Raw genomic sequence first — 16,986 nt, 5'->3', positions numbered from 1 at the left:
CGAACGCTCGTATGTCAATTGCTCATGGAGTTCCCGGCGCTTCGATCCCCAGTAGTCCCACGCAAAGCGGCCCGCCCACCCCGTAGGGTGCGCGGGCCGCACGGCGATCCTGCGGGATCGCCAAGGCTTCGCTGAATCACTTACGCCGACAAGCTGGAACGGCGTGAATGGATGGATCAGCGCTTGGATGCCGCCGTGGTGTCGGCGGGGATGCCAGTGAGCATCAGGTCATGCAAGCCCGGGTGGTCCTGGCTGACCGCGCCCAGCGTGTCGATCAGCCGGGCAACGGCTGGGGTTCGGACGCCCGCCCGGGTGATCTGTCCTCCCTGCACCATGTCATTGCGCTCACGGCGCCGGTAGGCGTGGGCGGAGGCCAACACCTGAAGGTCCTCCTCGTTCACTGGCAGCAGGTCCAGGACCCTGGAGAGGGCGGATCGGTCTGATGCTGCGATTTCCACCACGGCATCCAGCGCCTCATCCGGGAAAACCGTGTGCCGCATGCCGACCGGCAGGCCCGGGTCCAACGCGTCGTTGTCGTACGGTTCGAAGGTGTGCCGGCGGACCCGCACCGACTCTTCCGCAGCGGCGGCACGGTCGGCAAAACGCCGAACCCATTCATGGCCCTGCGAACGCTCGACGGAATCCTTGTATTGGAAAGCCAGCAGCACAGTCTCCGCCGGTTCCCGACCGTCCGTGTTGTCCTTGAGCGTGCGGGAGCCCTTGTTGGACTGATAGAACAGGCCCACCCAGAAGGCGTTCTGAGCGTCGGTGTGGGTGTATCCGCCAGGTCCGTCACTGAGCCGGTAGGCTTCCATGGCCTCGTCCTGATCGAGATATAGCAGTTCCGCGACGCCTTCAAGAGCGTAGTCCTCGGGCGCCAAGCGCTGGATGCTGAGGGGGAGCCGCCAGTAGGGCAGCTGCACCGCTTCCACATGGTGCAGGGTGTAGGCCCAAATTCCCGGCATACGAGCCATGATCGGGGCGTGGACGTTGGCCCAGTAGGAGTCGAACTGCTCCCTTGTCAGCCCCTTCGGTCGCTTGAGAGTGATCAGGGAGGCGACGGTTGCCTCGTTCTCCATCGTCGCGCGGTCAGTCATGAGTCGGTCTCCTAAATAGAGGGGGGTAGGGGCTAGAAGCTGGTGCTGAGACCGCCATCGACATCCAGGATTTCTCCCGTGATGTAGGCGGCGGCATCACTGAGGAGGAACAGCGCTGCGTTGGCTACTTCAGTCGGTCCGGCATAGCGGGAGAGCGGAATCTTTCCCTCAAGGGCAGCCTGGGCCCGTGCCGGGTCCGACGGAGAGACGGCAGCGTGGAAGGCATCATTCATTGGAGTGTCGATCAGGCCAGGGGCAATGGCATTCACCCGCACTCCATAGTGGGCTCCTTCAAGCGCCGCCACCTTTGTCAGGGCATGGATGGCGGCCTTTGATGCGCAGTAGGCGGCGTAGTTGGGCACTCCCCGACTGCCTAGGATTGAGCCGGTGTTGACGACGGCTCCATGGCCCGCCTGCCGCATATGGCTCATGACGTGCTTGAGGATGATGAACGATCCTTGGGCATTGACCTGCATGATGCGTGCGAAGTCGTGGACGGCAAGCTCGGTGATGCCCACCAGAGGAGCACCAATGCCGGCATTGTTGAGGCAGGCGTCGAGGGAACCGAACGCCTCCATCGACTCCTGGACTGCGACACTGACGTCCGCTTCATCGGTGACGTCAACGACCCTGCGGATGAGGCGGTCTCCTGCGAAAGGGGCCAAGGCCTCATCGAGAGCCCGTGCATTGATGTCCAGTGCGGTGACCCGCGCGCCGGCCGCGAACGCTTGTTGAACCATGGCCAGGCCCAACCCACTAGCCGCTCCGGTGATAAGGACGTTTCGGTCCAGCAACTGCTGGTGGGCTTCCTGACCGACTGGGTTCACGAGGGGAATCCTCACAGTGTCTCTCCTGACATGCTGGGAACGGTGGAGCGGGCGCTGCCCCTTCGTCGTTCGGTGATCCGGGGAGCGGTCTCGATGAGCAACAGCCCGAGGAGGGCGATGGCGCCCACGCAGAGGGCGGCGATGAGCGGGGCGGTTGCAAGGCCTGCCGATGCCACGAAGTTGCCAATGAGCGCAGCTGCGATACCGCTGCCGATGATTTCGCCTGCGCCGACCACCAGGCCGTTCGAGGTCCCGAGGAAGCCACGGGGGGCTGCCTCCGCGACGATGGGGCCGCCGACCAGGCTCAGTATGGCGAAGCAGAAAAACGCTGCGCCAAAGAGGATTGCGAACAATGCTGCCGGGGAATTACCCACCTGTGTGATGAACAAAAGGCATACGGCAGCGCCGATGCCCTCCACGACCAGCATGAGCCGGCGTCCCCAGAGGTCGGACAGCCCGGCCAAGGCGACCTGCCCGGCGAAACCGCCGAAGCCGATGGCAGAGGCAATGAGTCCCATGTCGGTCACCGAGACGCCCACCACGCTCGTCAGGTAGGAAGGGATCAACCCTCCCAGGACAAACATGGCTGCCAAGGCCAGGATGGTCGACGCGACGGCGATCGCCATGTTTCTCCGACGGAGGACACGGAGCAGGGAGCTGAACTGAAAGGCTTCTCGAGCGGTGGCCTTTGGCCCCGCGTCCGTGGCCTGCATAGGGTAGTTCGGGACGTCCTTTTGGCGCTTGGCAAGCAGGAGCGCAAACAGCAGGCCGGGGACGGCAGAGAGGAAAAAGACCCAGTGCCAGCTAGGCACGACCGTGAGCAGTTGCGTTGCAATGATGGGTCCAATACCCAAGCCAAACAGCGGAAAGGCACTAATCAACAGCCCCATATTGAGACCGCGCCGCCGGGGGTGTGAGGCCTCCACAGTGGCGGAATAGAGGGCGGGCACGAAGGCGCCCTCGGCCATTCCCAGGATCACACGGACAGCCATGATGACGATCAAACCGGTGAAGACGCCGGTAAGTGCGCTGCAGGCGCTGAAGATCAGGAGGGCGGGAATCATGATTCGACGCCGACCCCACCTGTCGGAGGCCGTCCCTGCGATGAGTGCAAACACTCCAAAGACGATCCCAAAGGCAGCGGAAATGTTGCCCAGGTCGCCAACGTCCAGCCCCAGGTCCGCACTCATCACCGGGAACAGGGTCGGGAGCAGCCAGCGGTCAAAACTGGTTGTGCCGTAGGCCAGCGCCAACAGCAGAAGCAGAGTCCATTCGTGATGCCGCCCATGGAGGGGCGTGAGTTGCTTAACGGTGCTCATTGGACGCTTTCTTGAAGGTATGCCGACGAATAGTTGGAGGTCTGCGGGGAGTGGGTGTCCGTCTCGGGCTCAACGGCAGACCGATCGGCCGGTCCTTCGCTGATGATGGGAAGGCGGGGACGGTCGTTGAAGACAAGCCGAAGGACGTCTGCCCGGGCATAGTGGCCCGTCGGATCGACCATGTTGCGCGCGAGATCGGTGTCCGCAAGCCGGATCTCGGCGTAGACAATCCCTTCTTCGTCCCCCGGAAGTGGAGAGGTCAACTCCGCGGAGTCCGGCCCGAAAACGGCGGCGATGCCGCCTCCCCCCGTGTAGATGGGGCAAGGCGAACCGTCGGAGGCGGGAAATGCGAGGGCTCCCTGGTCAGACATGATTTGGGACGACGTCACGACGAAAACGCCGCCCTCAAGGGCATATGTCCTGGAAGCGCCCTTGAGGGTTTCAGGACTCATGGCAGGGGCATTGCCCATAATGCCGAGGCAGGGCCAACCTGCCACGTGGATGCGCTCGTCCTGCCCGAACAGCGCGTACTTCGTTAGCGGCTGGATGTGCTCGAAGCAGTTGAGCGCTCCTACCCGTCCCACGGCCGTATCAACAACGCGCAGGCCCGACCCGTCACTCTCCCCGAAGAGAGAACGTTCGACATGGGTTGGCTTGAGCTTCCGCCGGTGCAAGGCGATCTCCCCATCGGCGTCTATCACCACTTGGGACATGTAGAGGGTGCCAGCGACCTTTTCGCTAAAGCCCAACACCACCACCAAGGAGCATTCACGCGCTGCGGCTGCGACGAGGCGAATCTCCGGGCCGTCGACGGCGATGGAGGCAGCGTGATACCGGGCAACAAATGAAGATTGTTCGTACACCGGGTGCGAGAACAAGAAGACAGGAAACCCAGGGATCCAAGTCTCAGGGAAGGCAACCAGATCGGCACCCTGGGAGGATGCCTCACGGATGAGGTTTAGCGTCTTTTGAACCGTTGCATCGGCATCCAGCCAGACCGGTTCGGCCTGAACCGCTGCGATTTTGATGGTTTCCATGGATGTTTTTACCTGCTTTTGGCATTCGTGGAGGCGCTGGGAGTGCGCTCCGTCACTCTTTGATAGTGCGAAATGCTATCCTCGGCTCGGAGGCCCCAGTCGACTATTCCTGCGCCCCGATCGACGATCTCTGCGGGAAGAATGAAACATGTTTGTCACCTGCGGCGTTGTCCACGGCAATCTGCCGGTCCCATACTTGTATCCATGAGCCCCTTGAAGGTGGCCACCGTGGAGGAGTGGGAGGCGGCCAGCAGCCTCAGCTTCGCGCCCCTGAATTGCCGAGAGGCCAGTCCTGGTTTCACCGGCCAGATGGATACCCGGGAGCTGAGTCCCCGCTTGTCCATCTCAAGTACCTCTAGCGGTGGCATACGAATCAGTCGAACGGCTTCCTTGGTGCGGAGCCATCCCTCCGATGATCTGCTGATGACACTGCAACTCGCGTCGGAGGGACAACTTACCCAGAACGGCCGGTCCTCGAGCGTGCCCGCGGGCGCCGGCGTTTTCTACGAGACGCGGCGCCCCTACGAGATCGACAACCGGCAGGACGGGCAACGCCAGTTCACAGTGCGAGTGGCCAGAGCCGCCCTGGATGTCGCCGACTCCGCCGTGTCACGCACCTGCGGCGAAGTCATCAGCCCACGCTCCCCCGAACTGCGGGTGCTCCGAACCACCATCGCATCGCTTCACGAGGAATGCGAGGAACTCAGCATCGAGGCGAGGGAAGACCTGGGCGACCATGTCCTCGACATGATTGCCTCGCTCATCCGGCGCCAGGCACGGCCGTCCATGAGCACTCCCCGACTGATGCGCGGCTTGATGGCACACATCGAGGAAAACATCCACTCGCCCGAACTGAATGTCACCAGTCTGGCGGCCGCGTGTTTCGTCTCCGAACGATCCGTCTACGAGGCGTTCGCCGGCATGGGTTACGCGCCGGCCGCCTACATCACAAACCTGCGCATGCAGCAGGCCGAGCGGTACCTGATGGAAGGGAGGTCGGTCCAGGTGACGGCAGGGCTATGCGGCTATTCAGACCCTTCCACCTTCATCCGTGCCTTCCGGCGCGTCCACCACACCACCCCCAAAGCCTGGGTGGACGGCAAGCGGGGTCGGTAAGGCCGGGCACCCAGCCGCCGGCCCCTTACCAGCCGGCCGCCATCGGCGCAGCCCGAGTGGCCGGCTTCGGCGTCCTCGCCGGCTCAACCTGCCCGGCCTACACGCCGTCCCAGACGGAAGGCTGCGGCCTCAGGCCTGCGGCATGCCGTTTGCGCCGCTAAGCATGTCGACGTTGCTGAGGGCACGGCCGAGGAGATCCCGGAACCACGTGTGCGCTGTGGAGCGGGTTACGGTGTCCTGCCAGTAGAGACTGACGTCGAAGCCGTCGACCTCCACCGGCAGCTCCTTGATGGCCACCGGCCACAACTGGCGGAACAGGACGGCGACCCGCAAGGGGACGATCGCCACCAGATCGGTGTTGGCCAGCACCCCGGGAAGCACGGAGAAGTGATGGACCCGGAGGCTCCCCCGCCGCTCCACGCCCCGTGCGGCCAGCGCGGCATCGGCCTGGGAATGTCCGCTCGACTGGTCGATGAGGACGTGCCGCAAGGCACAAAACTCCTCGATCGTCAGGACTTCGCCGCCGCGGTCCAACCGCGTTGGCAGCAGGCAGACGTACCGCTCCCGGAAAATCACCTTCTGCCGGGCTTGTCCGGGCAGAGCCACGCTGGCGATCGCCGCGTCGACTTCGCCCCGTTCCAGCCACTCGGCGACGCGGTCGATCTGCATGGGAACCACGTCCAGGGCAACCCCTGGCGCCTCGGCTTCCAGGCGGCTCATGACCGAAGGCAGAAATGCCAGCTCGCCCAGATCGGACAGGCACAACCGGAAGGTGCGGGTGGACGTCGAGGGGTCGAACGATTCCCAGCCTTCCACCGCTCGATCGATCTGATTGACGGACCGGCTGAAGACCTCGAACAACTCGGTGGCCTTGGCAGTGGGGACCATGCCCTCCGGCCCCCTGACGAACAAGGGGTCATCGAGTTGACGCCGCAGCTGGGACAGCGCATAACTGACTGACGGCTGGGTCACCGAAAGCAGGGAGGCTGCCCCGGTCAGGCTTCGGGTCTTGTAGATGACGTTGAAAATCCGGACAAGCCGCAGGTCGAGGTTGGCCATCCGCCGATCATATCCCTCGACCCACTCCCCGAATGCGACTTCTCAGGCCCGGCCCTCTCATCGCCCGCGGAGGCGCCGGCCGCACCGCGGACTTTCTATTCATCAAATCTGTCTATGATCGAAAACAAAAATATCAATTGGTTCAATTTAATCACTGTCTTTAGGGTTGGAGAAAGATGCCATTCCGTGGATGGAGAAGCCATGACCAGAACACTGCCAACACCCTCGACCCCCAGCGCCGGCCAGCGCGCCCGCATCAACCCAACGCTTGAATTGGGACCCTTCCCGCACGGGCATATGGGAGGAACGAAGTGAGGACGGCAATCGTTGGCTCCGGCGCGATGGGACAACTCTTCGGCGCGCGCCTCTCGATGGCTGGCACCGAAGTGGTCTTTCTCGACACCAATCCAGGGACCCTCGAGGCGCTCAATAGCCGTGGCGTGACGCTCCATACGGATCTCGGCGTTGAGCGAACCCCCGCGAAGGCGGCACGCGCCTCTGAACTGGAGGGGGAGTTTGGCCTCTTCATCGTCTTCACGAAGGGATTCCACACGCAGGCCGCCGTCGACTCGGTGAGTCACCTCATCGGTGCCGAAAGTATTGGTCTGACGCTTCAGAACGGTCTGGGCAACGCAGAGGTCCTGCAGCAGGCCTTCGGAGCAGAACGGACCCTATTGGGCATGACCGACTTCCCTGCCGATATGGAGGAACCGGGGATAATCTCCAGCAACAGCCGGGGCAAGGTGCGCTTGGGATCGATGAGCCAGAACTCGCCAGCGGAAGAAATCGCTCAGCTGCTGGACACGGCCGGGCTGCACGCAACCGTTGATCAGGACATCCGCGTGCCGATCTGGGAGAAGGTCACGTTCAACGCGGCGCTGAACACCCTCAGCGCCGTAACCGGAATGACTGTGGGACAGATTGGGCACGATCCCCACGCTCGGAACCTGGTCCGCTCGGTGGTGGACGAGTGCACGGCGGTCGCGCAACACGAGGGCATCGGTGTGTCCCGGGAGCGGATCGAGAGGTCCTTGGCTAATGCCTTCGCCCACCATACTCACCACAAGACGTCGATGCTGCTGGACCGCGAGGCTGGCCGCCTGACGGAAGTGGACACCATCGGCGGAGCCGTCGTCCGACTCGGCCGGAAAGCCGGTATTGACGCACCGGTGCTGAGCACCCTGTGCGAACTCGTCCGGGCCATCACTGCCCCTCCGGCAGGCAACTGAAACGCAGGTGGACGCTCGCACGCGATGATGCATCGGGGTCCCGGCCAAACGGCCGGAACCCCGATGCATCATCGCGTGCTACCGAACCGCGCGCTCGACGCGCCGGTCGGCGTCAACCACTCCGAGCTCGCGTAGGGCGAACCGGGTGTAGATGCGGACGATCTCATCCAGTCCGAGCCGGCCTCCGGGCCGGTACCAGCCGGCAATGTGGGTGGCCTGGGCGACGAAGCTGTAGACGTGGAGCCGCGCATCGATCACGTCGGCCAAGCCCGCAGCACCCGCTTCGATGACAAGCTTGCCGAGGAATGCTTCGTACTCTGCGCGCTTGCTCACCACGACCAGACGGGCTTCCTCTGGCAGGGAGCGCAATTCCGCGTTGCCGATGAAAACCTCTTGGGCCCGCTCCGCGTGGAAGGTGAGGTGTTCGGCGAGAGCCGCCTGCAGAACGTCCACAGCATCCCCCTCCGCACCTTCGACGGTAGCGCGCACACGCGCCAGCAGGTCGTCGATGATTCCACCCATGATCTGCAGCAGGAGGTGCTCCTTGCTGTCGATGTGGTTGTAAAGGCTGCCAACCTTTAGTCCGGCGGACGCCGCGACCTGGCGCAGGGTGGTGGCGTCGTAACCGCGTTCGAAGAACAGCTTCGCGGCGCCTTCCCGGATGGCTTGAGCGCTATTCCGCTCGGTTCGCACGGTCACTTCTGCTCCCTTGATGGTCGGCTAGGGGAAAACTTAGTTTAACAAGTCGAGTGGTCGACTCGACGCGGCCGTGGCATTGACAGCGAAAATCGCGTCCGCAAGACTTAGATTAGCGTACAAGCGTTCGTAAGTCTTGAGGAGATCCCGTGAATTCCAGTGTTGGGCTTTTCGATTCGGTGATTCTGGGCGGCCAACCGCTCACCAACCGAATCGTTTTGCCACCCCTGACCCGCAGCCGCGCCACTGATGAAGGCCTCCCGACTCCACTGATGGAGGAATACTATGCCCAGCGGGCCGGTGCTGGTCTGGTGATCAGCGAAGGAGTCGTCGTGACTCCCCAGGCCTCCGCCTACCCCCGGGTCCCGGGGCTGTATTCGGCCGAGCAGACCGCAGCTTGGTGTCCGGTCGTCGAGGCGGCGAAGCGTGAGGGCGCCGTGGTCTACGCCCAGCTCTGGCACGTAGGGCGCCAGTCCCACTCCTCGGTGCAGCCCGACGGCCAGCCGCCCAAGGCGCCATCCCCGATCGCCATCACCGGCTACCAGTACCGGAGCCTCAACGGCAGGATCCCCTACGAAACGCCGCGGGAACTCACCTCCGCGGAAATCGCTGACATTGTCCGGGCCTACGGAATCGCAGCTCGGAACGCCGCCCGCGCAGGCTTCGACGGAGTCGAATTGCACGCCGCGAACGGTTACCTGATCGACCAGTTCCTCAACGACGGTTCCAATCAGCGCACCGACAGCTACGGAGGCTCGCTTGAGAACAGAATGCGGTTCCTTTGCGACGTTATCGCGGAGATCACCAAGTACCTGCCCAGTAACCGGATCGGCGTCCGGCTCTCGCCGTCGTCGGAATGGATGGACGCCCACGACTCGGACAAGCGCGCTCTCTACTCCGCAGTGATCCGCCAGCTCAACGACTTCGGTCTGTCCTATCTCCACCTGGTCGAGCCGGAAATCGCCGGTTCAACCACGGTCGACAGGCCGGCACAGTACATCCCCACCGCAGAACTCGCTTCGCTGTTCGAGGGCGTCGTCATCGTCGCCGGTGGCCACAACAGGGCCTCGGCCGAGGCCCTGTTGGCAGCGGGAACGGCCGACCTGGTCGGATTCGGCCGGCTCTTCATCGCCAATCCGGACCTTCCGCATCGATTCCTCATTGGCGCGCCGCTGGAACCGCTGCGGCCCACCGGCCTGTACAGCGGTGGACCCGAGGGCTACACGGACTACCCGACCCTGGCCACCGCGGCGCCGTAACCGCCTGCTACCCCGCCGCCAAGCCCATCACCGGACCGTAACCATAGGAGCCAACCCCGTGAGCAACACATCCCTCAACGTCCTCGTCACCGGAGCCGGTGGCGGTATGTGCCGTGGTATCAATGCGCGCCTGGCCGCCGCCGGACACACCATCATCTGCGTTGACATGAACCTTGAGCTCAGCGAGAAAGCCGCCATGGCCGTGCGGAACGCCGGAGGGAAGGCCGCGGCGTTCGCCGCAGATGTCGCCGACGAAGCCGCCGTCGAACAACTCCGAGCGGACGTCGAGGCCACGGTGGGCCCCGTCCAGGCGCTGGTCAACGCCGCCGGGATCCTTGATCGCAAGTACCTCGCCGACAGCACCGCCGAGTCCTTCCGAAAGGCGTTGGACGTTAACCTGGTGGGGCCGTTCCTCCTGATCAAGGCCTTCGCCCCGGCCATGGTCGATGCCGGATGGGGGCGCATCGTCAACATCGCCTCGATCGCCGGCACCACGGGCTACCCCTACCCCAGCTACGCCGCCTCCAAGGCCGGACTGGCCAACATGACGCGCTCCCTGCTCGAGGACTTCTGGGGAACCGGCATCACCATCAACTCCATCTGCCCCGGCGTGGTGGACACACCCATGGTGATCCAGGAGGTCCGGGACCAGGTCCGCCGCCGCGTGCCCACCCAGTCCATCATCGACCCCGAGGAGATCGGAGCCCTGACGGCGTTCCTGCTCACCGAGGATGCCCGCAACATCAACGGGGCCGACCTCCTGATCGATGGCGGGGCCACCCAGCTCTTCAGCCTGGTCAACAACCATGCGGACTGACTCCATCGCCGTGACCGGCCACGCCCAGCGGGAGGCCTGGCAGCGCCGGGTGCTTCCGCCCGTGGAGCGGGTCTCCCCCGGCGTGCACAGCGTCCCCGTCGTCTTTCCGGGAAATCCGATGCGCTACACCCTGAGCTACGTGCTGCTCAGCGGCGACGAGTGCGTTGTCGTCGATCCGGGGTTCGACAGCGACGAGGGACACGCCCAGCTCCTGGCGGCGCTGGCCCGCCTTGACGTGGGCCCCTCCGAGATCTCCGGAATCGTGGCCACCCACTTCCATACCGATCACTTGGGCATGGCGGCGCGCCTGGCCCGGGGCTCGGGCGCTTGGATCGCCTTGGGCGAGCACGAGCGCCGCCACATCTCCGCGTTCGACGACGCGGCCGCGGAAACCCGGAGAGACCAGGAGCGCATGCGCACCTGGGGCGTTCCCGAGCACCGGGTGGCGGAGGCGGCTATGGACCCCGGCCGTCTGAACGAGCTCCGCCGGTTGGCGGACGCGGACTGCCGCCTCGCCGACGGGGAAATTCTCACGGCGGCGGGCCACATCCTCCGGGTCATGGCCACCCCCGGGCACACGCCGGGGCACGTCTGCCTCTGGGACGACGCCGGAGAGCTGGTCCTGGCGGGGGACCACGTCCTGCCGCGCATCTCCCCCAACGTTTCCCTGGAAATCCGCGGCGACACCGATCCGCTGCGCCACAACATCGCATCGCTGCGCCGGATCGCGGAGAACGACCACTACGAGGTCTGCCCCGCCCACGAATACCGCTTCCGTGGCGCCGCGGCCCGGGCGAGGGAGCTCGAGGGTCACATCGCCGAGCGTTCGCGCGAGGTCCTGGCCGTGCTGGACGCCGGGGCGCCGACGGTGCACGAGGTCGCGCGGCAGCTGACGTGGTCGCGCGGCTGGGACTCGTTGGGTCGGCTGCAGTTCCGGCTGGCGCTGAGCGAGACCGCGGCGCATGTCCAGTACCTGGTCACCTCGGGAATCCACCAGGGTGTCCCGGGTTTGCCGCCGGCCGGGAACCTCCCCGGCTGACGGGCTCACTCCCGAGCGGCAGGTTCCGCAGGATCCGCCGACGAGCCCGGCGTCTGCTGGGGCGGGACCACGCGCGCCTGGCCCAGGACGATTCCGGCAATGGCCACCGCGGCGCCCATCACTTGGTTCCAGGTGATGTCTTCATGCAGGACGATGGCCCCCACCACGGGCGTCACGTACGCGACGGTCGAGGCGGGAGTGGCACCCATTCGGCGATGATCCTGAAGTTCCAGACGTAGGCCAGGCCGGTGCCGACGACGCCGAGCAGGATTATGCTGGCCGCCACGGGCGCCGTGAGCCGCATTTCGCCCAGGGCGACGAAGGGGGCGAGGACCAGCATGGCGGCGGTGGCCAGCAGCATCTGCGTGGCCGGCACGGCGATCGGGTCGGCCCCGTAGGGCGAGACGTATTTCCTGGTGTAGGAAAAGGCGACGCCGAAGCACAGGACCGCCACCAGGCAGGCGAGTTGGCCCCACAGGTCGACGCCGCCCCCCGCGTAGAAGCGCCACGGCGAGAGCACCAGCAGTATTCCCAGCGCCCCGACGCACAGGCCGAGGATCCTCCGGAGTCCCACCTTCTCCTGGCGCGTGGCTGCCAGGGTGACCGCGGCGGTAGCAAGCGGGGTGGCGGCGTTGAGGACGCTCGATAGTCCGCTGGGGATGCGTCCGGCCGCCCACGCGAAGAGCAGGAAGGGCACGACGCATCCGATGATCCCCGTCACCGCCAGATGCATCCACAGCTTTCGCTGCCGGGGCCACGGACGCCTCATTAGGACCAGCAGGAGGTTGAGCACCAGCCCTCCGAGGGCCAGGCGGGAGAGGACCACCTGCCCGGGGGACAACCCCTGGACAGCGACGCGCATGAACAGGAAACTCGTTCCCCACGCGGCCCCCAGGGCCAAGAACCTGACGGTCGTGCCCCATGCGGCCACGCTGGCTTCCCTTCCGCTCACCCTTCCCTGTCTGCTTTTCAGGGCCCTCAGACGATGACAAGCTCCTCGGCGACGTAGACGTGGATACGCCGCAGCACTTGCCGTAGCCCATCCACGCGCTCACCGGCGCGCGCGGCGGCCGCGGCGGCCGCGTCCGCGTCCTCGAACCCCAGGACGACCGCGACCTCGGGGATCTCGTCCTCGTGCCGCAAGGCGTCGCGCAACAGCAGTTCCGCCCCCGGCCCCAGGGTGTTGACGGCCGCATCCGGCGCTCCTTGCAGATCCGCGGCGAGCCCCGCGGCCCAGGCCTCGACTCCGGGGCGATCCGCGGTCTCCGCGTCCCGCCACCGGGCCAGCAGCCACACCTTGTGGGGCCGCGGATCGGGGATACCCGGCGCGGCCACCGGCCCGCCGGAGAGCCCACTCAGGAAGCGCGGCTCATCAAGCACCAGCCGGTCCGCGACCTCCGAGCCGTAGCCCGCTCGGGCCGCACCCTCGTCCTCGAACCACAGTTCCACGATGCCGTCGACCCGGTAGGGCGTGCCTTCCTCGGGCACGGAAACAGCCGCCGCCACGTGGTTCTGCCGGTAGGCCGCGACCCCCGGCAACTCCCGCGCGATGTCGGCGTGGACGGTGGACCAATGTGTCCGGAAGTCCTCCCGCGCCATCCCGTCGCGCTTCTCGAGGTAGGTGATGCGCTTGGGCAGCATTAGGCCTCCTTGGCGAGCTGAGCCGCCGGTTCTCCGGCGAGGGGGACCTCGAGCTCGTCGGCCAGGAACCACTCGACGCTCTCGAGGAACTCGTGCTCGTGGGCGAACAGTTCCTCGGCTTCCGGGCCCGCGTAGGCGGCCTTGACGGCTTCGACCGAATCGAACCATAGCTCCGCCATGCCGCTAAAGGGCCAGGCCTTGCGGTGTTCAACGGCGGGATTCTGCCGGTATCGGCGGATGCCCGGCAGCTTGCGGACGTAGGCCGGATGCTCGACGTTCCAGTGGTGGAGGAACTGTTCCCGGTCCAGACCTTCCTTGACCTTGATGACTGCAACGACCTTGATCATTGTGTTCCTCCCTTAGGCCGGGGTTACGGCCTGGCGCCGCTCCACCGGGATCATCTTGCGCTTCGAATACAGGCCCAACCGGCGGGTGAGGTCCGCGCGGAGGTCGTTAGCCGGAACCACGGCCTCCACCGCATTGGCGTTGGCGATCTTGAAGACATCGATTCCTTCGGCGTACTCGGCGTGCTTCTCCGCGATGAAGGCCCGGCGCTCGTCCGGGTCCTCGATTTCGTGGATCTGGTTGTAGTAGATGCCGTTGACCGCCGCGTCCGGGCCCATCAGTGCCGGGCGCGCGGTCGGCAGCGCAATGACGGCGTCCGGATTCATCGGCGCGCCGGACATCGCCAGGTAACCTCCGCCATAGGCCTTGCGGACCAGGACCGTGATGCGAGGCACGCGGCATTCGGAGACCGCGAAGATCATCTTCGCGCCGTGGCGGATGATCCCCTCGCGCTCGACCTGGGATCCGATCATGTAGCCGGCGATGTCCACCAGGAACACGATCGGAATGTTGTAGGCGTTGCAGATCCAGATGAAGCGCGCGGCCTTGTCCGAGGAGTTCGGGAAGATCGATCCGCCCATGTGTCGGGGCTGGTTGCCGACCAGTCCGACCGGGCGTCCGTTGATGCGGGCGAAGCCGGTCAGCATCTCCGGGGCGAACAGTTCCTTGTAGGGGAACCAGGAGCCCTCGTCCACGAGGGACTCCACGAACTCCTCCATGTCGAAGACCTCGGCCTCCCGCAAAGGGACGATGTCTTGAAGCGAACGGCCCGGACGAGGTTCGATGGCCGGAGCCACGGGTGCCGGCGTCTCCCAGTTCGCCGGGAGGAAGGAAAGCCACACGCGGATGGCGTTGAGGGCCTCTTCGTCATCCTCCACCAGCACGTCGCCGAGGCCCGAGACGGTGCAGTGCATTTCGGCGCCGCCCATTTCCTCGAGGGTGACCTTTTCGCCCGTGACCATTTCGGCCAGTCGCGGGGAGCCGAGGTAGGCGGTGGCGTGGCCCCGAACCATGATGGTCATGTCGCAGAGCGCCGGCACGTAGGCAGATCCAGCCGGGGAGGGGCCGAAGAGTGCGCAGACCTGCGGGACGCGGCCAGAGATCTGGACCTGGTTGTAGAAGATGTTGCCCCAGGCGTGGCGTCCGGCGAAGCTCTCGAACTGCTCATCGATGCGCGCGCCCGCAGAGTCGAAGAGGTACACGATCGGGATGCCGGCCGCGTTGGCCTTTTCCTGCGCCTGGATGATCTTCTCGAAGGTGCGGTTGCCCCACGTTCCGGCCTTGACGGAGAAGTCGTTGGCGATGACGCAGACCTCGCGTCCGTCGATCCGGCCGAAGGCGATGACGACGGCGTCGCCGGGAAGGCCCTCCTCGTAGCGGGCCAGCAATCCGTCCTCGATGTAGTTCTCGTCGTCGAAGAGGATCTCCAGCCGCTGGCGCACCAGCAGCTTGCCGGAAGCGAGGATCTTCTTCCGGTTCTTCTCGGAGCCGCCCAGCCGCGCCGAGGCCAGCTTCTCCGCCAGCTGTTCGTGGACCGTGGGGTCCGGCGCCGCGCCCTCGACAGCCAGATCCTCCACCTCGACGATCGTCGCTTCACTCATGATGGGCCTCCAAAACCTGGGTTGATGTACTTGCACCAGTATACGAACAAGCGTTCGCTAGTCTAGTCTTCTTCTAGAGTTGGACTCCACGGCTCCGGCAGCGGGAGTCCGTCCGCACGGAAAAGGGAGACACATGTACGGCAATGATCCGGAATCCGCTGGCGTAGCGACCTCCGCCCCCAAGGGGCGCCCCGACCACCATTGGGAGGACCTGATCGAAGGGGACCTGATCCACAGTGCCGGAATGACCATCACCGATGCGCACCTGGTCCAGTGGGCCGGCCTCACCGGCGACCTGGTGTCGCTGCACCTGGACGAGACGTACGCGGCGCAGACACAGTTCGGCCAGCGCATTGCGCACGGCCCGCTGACGCTCTCGCTGGGCCTGGGCCTCATGACCCAGACCGGATACTTCAGCAACGTGGTGGCCTGGCTGGGTCTGGACTCGGTGCGGGCCGTTGCCCCGGTCTTCATCGGCGACACCATCCATGTGGAGGCGCGCGTAGCGACCGCCCGCGAGTCCAAGAAACTAGGCGTGGGGATCTGGACGATCGACTACACCGTGCTCAAGCAGGACGGAACTGTCGTGATGACCTTCAGTAGCAGCTTCATGATCAAGAGGAAGTAGGACCATGACCACGCAGGCAACCACGACGCCGGCGGCCGAGATCACCGAGCCGGCGGAGTTCGCGGATCTCCGTGCCCGTGTCAGGGAGGAGTTGGCCCGCCACGTGACTCCGGAGAGGCTCAACCGCTTCGACGAAGCCGAGGAATACGACCTGGAGCTCTACCGCGAACTCGCCCGGGCAGGCTTCGTGAAGCTCGACGGAGAACTGCACGGCCCCGGCCCCAAGCACCAGGCGCAGGCCGTCGTGCTGGAGGAGCTGGGCGCCGGACCCACCTCCATCGGGGTCAGCATGGTGGTCCAGTACATGGGCGTCCAGCTACTGCATTCATACGGAAACCACGCGCAGCAGGAGCGGTTCCTGGCGCCGCTGCACTCCGGCGACGCCCGCATGTCCTTCGCGCTGAGCGAGCCGGGTGGCGGCACCGACGTTGCTCGGGCGATGGCCACCCGAGGCAGCCGCTTGGATGACGGCAGCTACTCCATCTCCGGGCAGAAGAAATGGATCGGCGGGGCCATGGAGGCTGACTTCCTGATCCTGCTGGCCCGGACCAGCGACATCACCGGTTCCGCGATCGACGGAATCACGATGTTCATCGTGCCGCGCTCGACCCCCGGCATCCGTACCGAGGTGATCGACACCGTCGGCATCCGCGGGCTTGAACAGTGCGATGTCTACCTCGAAGATGTGCGCGTTCCGGCGGAGAACGTCCTGGGCGAAGTCGACCGCGGATTCCGCCAGGTCCTCGACACGCTTAACGGAGAGCGGCTCAACGGCGCGGCCGTGGCCCTGGGCATCGCGCGGGGAGCCCTGGAGACTGCGGTCGGCTGGGCGCGGGAACGCCAGGCTTTCGGCCGGCCCGTTGGCTCCTTCCAGGCCCTGCAGCACGGCCTGGTCGATGCCAGCGTGAAGATCGAGTCCGCGCGGCTCTTCCTTCGGCAGGCGGCCTCGGCGTCGGACGCCGGCCCCGGCACCAACGAGACCTGGTCCGCGATGGCGAAGCTCGCAGCCTCCGACGCCGCCACCACAACGACCGACGTCGGCATGCGCGTCATGGCCGGCTGGGGCTTCTTCCGCGGCCTACCGATGCAGCGCTACTTCCGCGACGCCCGGCTCTATACGTTCGCACCGCTCACGGACGAGATGATCCGGAACTACATTGGCGAGAAGCACCTGGGGCTGCCGCGGTCTTTCTGAGCCGGTTCACTGCGACGGGTGGAGGGGCGACCAGCAGGCCCCTTCACCCGCTCCCGTCTCGACACCCCGGAACACAAACAT

General features: G+C 65.4%; 19 protein-coding genes. 8 read left to right on the top strand and 11 right to left on the bottom strand.

The window, feature by feature from the left end; genetic code table 11:
* Positions 1 to 176: 176 nt before the first annotated feature.
* Genes ABD912_RS22900 through ABD912_RS22885 form a run of 4 tightly spaced genes read right to left on the bottom strand, consistent with a single transcriptional unit; the run spans position 177 to position 4,280 of the window.
* Complete coding sequence (locus ABD912_RS22900) at positions 177 to 1,097, bottom strand: EthD domain-containing protein (RefSeq protein ID WP_345154705.1); 921 nt, start codon at positions 1,095 to 1,097, stop codon at positions 177 to 179.
* A gap of 32 nt (positions 1,098 to 1,129) precedes the next feature.
* Positions 1,130 to 1,924, bottom strand: a complete 795-nt coding sequence (locus ABD912_RS22895; RefSeq protein ID WP_345154703.1) for an SDR family NAD(P)-dependent oxidoreductase — start codon at positions 1,922 to 1,924, stop codon at positions 1,130 to 1,132.
* 11 nt (positions 1,925 to 1,935) lie between these two features.
* Positions 1,936 to 3,243, bottom strand: a complete 1,308-nt coding sequence (locus ABD912_RS22890; RefSeq protein ID WP_345154701.1) for an MFS transporter — start codon at positions 3,241 to 3,243, stop codon at positions 1,936 to 1,938.
* Positions 3,240 to 4,280, bottom strand: a complete 1,041-nt coding sequence (locus ABD912_RS22885; protein WP_345154699.1) for a carbon-nitrogen hydrolase family protein — start codon at positions 4,278 to 4,280, stop codon at positions 3,240 to 3,242. Before ABD912_RS22885 ends, ABD912_RS22890 begins: the two co-directional genes overlap by 4 nt.
* Positions 4,281 to 4,352: 72 nt before the next feature.
* Between ABD912_RS22885 and ABD912_RS22880 the strand changes: the two genes are divergently transcribed.
* The gene (locus ABD912_RS22880) at positions 4,353 to 5,396 is read left to right on the top strand and encodes an AraC family transcriptional regulator (RefSeq protein WP_345154697.1); all 1,044 of its coding nucleotides are present in this window, start codon (positions 4,353 to 4,355) and stop codon (positions 5,394 to 5,396) included.
* Positions 5,397 to 5,525: 129 nt separating this feature from the next.
* Here ABD912_RS22880 and ABD912_RS22875 read toward each other — a convergent pair whose 3' ends face one another.
* On the bottom strand, positions 5,526 to 6,455 hold the full coding sequence (locus tag ABD912_RS22875; protein ID WP_345154695.1) for a LysR family transcriptional regulator: 930 nt from the start codon (positions 6,453 to 6,455) through the stop codon (positions 5,526 to 5,528).
* Positions 6,456 to 6,569: 114 nt separating this feature from the next.
* Between ABD912_RS22875 and ABD912_RS22870 the strand changes: the two genes are divergently transcribed.
* Positions 6,570 to 6,770 (top strand): hypothetical protein, encoded by a 201-nt coding sequence (locus ABD912_RS22870; RefSeq protein WP_345154692.1) that lies wholly within the window; start codon positions 6,570 to 6,572, stop codon positions 6,768 to 6,770.
* A complete protein-coding gene (locus ABD912_RS22865; protein ID WP_345154691.1) occupies positions 6,767 to 7,684 on the top strand; it encodes a ketopantoate reductase family protein in 918 nt (305 codons plus the stop codon). The genes ABD912_RS22870 and ABD912_RS22865 overlap by 4 nt, the downstream gene beginning before the upstream one ends.
* 78 nt (positions 7,685 to 7,762) lie before the next feature.
* Here ABD912_RS22865 and ABD912_RS22860 read toward each other — a convergent pair whose 3' ends face one another.
* A complete protein-coding gene (locus ABD912_RS22860; protein WP_345154689.1) occupies positions 7,763 to 8,383 on the bottom strand; it encodes a TetR/AcrR family transcriptional regulator in 621 nt (206 codons plus the stop codon).
* A 146-nt stretch (positions 8,384 to 8,529) separates the two neighbouring features.
* Here ABD912_RS22860 and ABD912_RS22855 point away from each other — a divergent pair, with 146 nt between their 5' ends.
* From ABD912_RS22855 to ABD912_RS22845, 3 genes are read left to right on the top strand one after another with little or no spacing between them, the layout of a single operon-like run.
* The gene (locus ABD912_RS22855) at positions 8,530 to 9,639 is read left to right on the top strand and encodes an alkene reductase (protein ID WP_345154688.1); all 1,110 of its coding nucleotides are present in this window, start codon (positions 8,530 to 8,532) and stop codon (positions 9,637 to 9,639) included.
* Positions 9,640 to 9,697: 58 nt separating this feature from the next.
* Positions 9,698 to 10,456 carry an SDR family NAD(P)-dependent oxidoreductase gene (locus ABD912_RS22850; RefSeq protein WP_345154686.1) on the top strand — a complete coding sequence of 253 codons (759 nt, stop codon included), beginning with the start codon at positions 9,698 to 9,700 and terminating at the stop codon, positions 10,454 to 10,456.
* Complete coding sequence (locus ABD912_RS22845; RefSeq protein ID WP_345154684.1) at positions 10,446 to 11,495, top strand: MBL fold metallo-hydrolase; 1,050 nt, start codon at positions 10,446 to 10,448, stop codon at positions 11,493 to 11,495. The genes ABD912_RS22850 and ABD912_RS22845 overlap by 11 nt, the downstream gene beginning before the upstream one ends.
* A 5-nt stretch (positions 11,496 to 11,500) precedes the next feature.
* Here ABD912_RS22845 and ABD912_RS22840 read toward each other — a convergent pair whose 3' ends face one another.
* From ABD912_RS22840 to ABD912_RS22820, 5 genes are read right to left on the bottom strand one after another with little or no spacing between them, the layout of a single operon-like run.
* The gene (locus ABD912_RS22840; RefSeq protein ID WP_345154683.1) at positions 11,501 to 11,704 is read right to left on the bottom strand and encodes a hypothetical protein; all 204 of its coding nucleotides are present in this window, start codon (positions 11,702 to 11,704) and stop codon (positions 11,501 to 11,503) included.
* Positions 11,668 to 12,447, bottom strand: a complete 780-nt coding sequence (locus ABD912_RS22835; protein WP_345154682.1) for a DMT family transporter — start codon at positions 12,445 to 12,447, stop codon at positions 11,668 to 11,670. The genes ABD912_RS22840 and ABD912_RS22835 overlap by 37 nt, the downstream gene beginning before the upstream one ends.
* A gap of 26 nt (positions 12,448 to 12,473) precedes the next feature.
* Positions 12,474 to 13,136 carry an EthD domain-containing protein gene (locus ABD912_RS22830; RefSeq protein ID WP_345154681.1) on the bottom strand — a complete coding sequence of 221 codons (663 nt, stop codon included), beginning with the start codon at positions 13,134 to 13,136 and terminating at the stop codon, positions 12,474 to 12,476.
* Positions 13,136 to 13,483, bottom strand: coding sequence for an EthD family reductase (locus tag ABD912_RS22825; RefSeq protein WP_345154680.1), 348 nt, complete (start codon positions 13,481 to 13,483; stop codon positions 13,136 to 13,138). Before ABD912_RS22825 ends, ABD912_RS22830 begins: the two co-directional genes overlap by 1 nt.
* A gap of 12 nt (positions 13,484 to 13,495) precedes the next feature.
* Complete coding sequence (locus ABD912_RS22820; RefSeq protein ID WP_345154679.1) at positions 13,496 to 15,082, bottom strand: acyl-CoA carboxylase subunit beta; 1,587 nt, start codon at positions 15,080 to 15,082, stop codon at positions 13,496 to 13,498.
* Positions 15,083 to 15,215: 133 nt separating this feature from the next.
* On the opposite strand from ABD912_RS22820, the gene ABD912_RS22815 reads away from it, so the two are divergent.
* Positions 15,216 to 15,710 (top strand): MaoC/PaaZ C-terminal domain-containing protein, encoded by a 495-nt coding sequence (locus ABD912_RS22815; RefSeq protein WP_345154677.1) that lies wholly within the window; start codon positions 15,216 to 15,218, stop codon positions 15,708 to 15,710.
* 4 nt (positions 15,711 to 15,714) lie between these two features.
* Complete coding sequence (locus ABD912_RS22810) at positions 15,715 to 16,905, top strand: acyl-CoA dehydrogenase family protein (RefSeq protein ID WP_345154675.1); 1,191 nt, start codon at positions 15,715 to 15,717, stop codon at positions 16,903 to 16,905.
* Positions 16,906 to 16,986: the final 81 nt, after the last annotated feature.

The sequence above is a fragment of the Arthrobacter ginkgonis genome (assembly GCF_039540195.1).
Taxonomy (GTDB): domain Bacteria; phylum Actinomycetota; class Actinomycetes; order Actinomycetales; family Micrococcaceae; genus Zafaria; species Zafaria ginkgonis.
This window is presented reverse-complemented; position numbering and strand designations above follow the sequence as displayed.

Excerpts from the sequence above, each read along its gene's own strand:
- ABD912_RS22900 (WP_345154705.1), bottom strand. The coding sequence starts at position 1,097 with ATGACTGACCGCGCGACGATGGAGAACGAGGCAACCGTCGCCTCCCTG.
- ABD912_RS22890 (WP_345154701.1), bottom strand. The coding sequence starts at position 3,243 with ATGAGCACCGTTAAGCAACTCACGCCCCTCCATGGGCGGCATCACGAA.
- ABD912_RS22885 (WP_345154699.1), bottom strand. The coding sequence starts at position 4,280 with ATGGAAACCATCAAAATCGCAGCGGTTCAGGCCGAACCGGTCTGGCTG.
- ABD912_RS22880 (WP_345154697.1), top strand. The coding sequence starts at position 4,353 with ATGCTATCCTCGGCTCGGAGGCCCCAGTCGACTATTCCTGCGCCCCGA.
- ABD912_RS22875 (WP_345154695.1), bottom strand. The coding sequence starts at position 6,455 with ATGGCCAACCTCGACCTGCGGCTTGTCCGGATTTTCAACGTCATCTAC.
- ABD912_RS22870 (WP_345154692.1), top strand. The coding sequence starts at position 6,570 with ATGATCGAAAACAAAAATATCAATTGGTTCAATTTAATCACTGTCTTT.
- ABD912_RS22845 (WP_345154684.1), top strand. The coding sequence starts at position 10,446 with ATGCGGACTGACTCCATCGCCGTGACCGGCCACGCCCAGCGGGAGGCC.
- ABD912_RS22840 (WP_345154683.1), bottom strand. The coding sequence starts at position 11,704 with ATGGGTGCCACTCCCGCCTCGACCGTCGCGTACGTGACGCCCGTGGTG.
- ABD912_RS22830 (WP_345154681.1), bottom strand. The coding sequence starts at position 13,136 with ATGCTGCCCAAGCGCATCACCTACCTCGAGAAGCGCGACGGGATGGCG.
- ABD912_RS22825 (WP_345154680.1), bottom strand. The coding sequence starts at position 13,483 with ATGATCAAGGTCGTTGCAGTCATCAAGGTCAAGGAAGGTCTGGACCGG.
- ABD912_RS22820 (WP_345154679.1), bottom strand. The coding sequence starts at position 15,082 with ATGAGTGAAGCGACGATCGTCGAGGTGGAGGATCTGGCTGTCGAGGGC.
- ABD912_RS22815 (WP_345154677.1), top strand. The coding sequence starts at position 15,216 with ATGTACGGCAATGATCCGGAATCCGCTGGCGTAGCGACCTCCGCCCCC.
- ABD912_RS22810 (WP_345154675.1), top strand. The coding sequence starts at position 15,715 with ATGACCACGCAGGCAACCACGACGCCGGCGGCCGAGATCACCGAGCCG.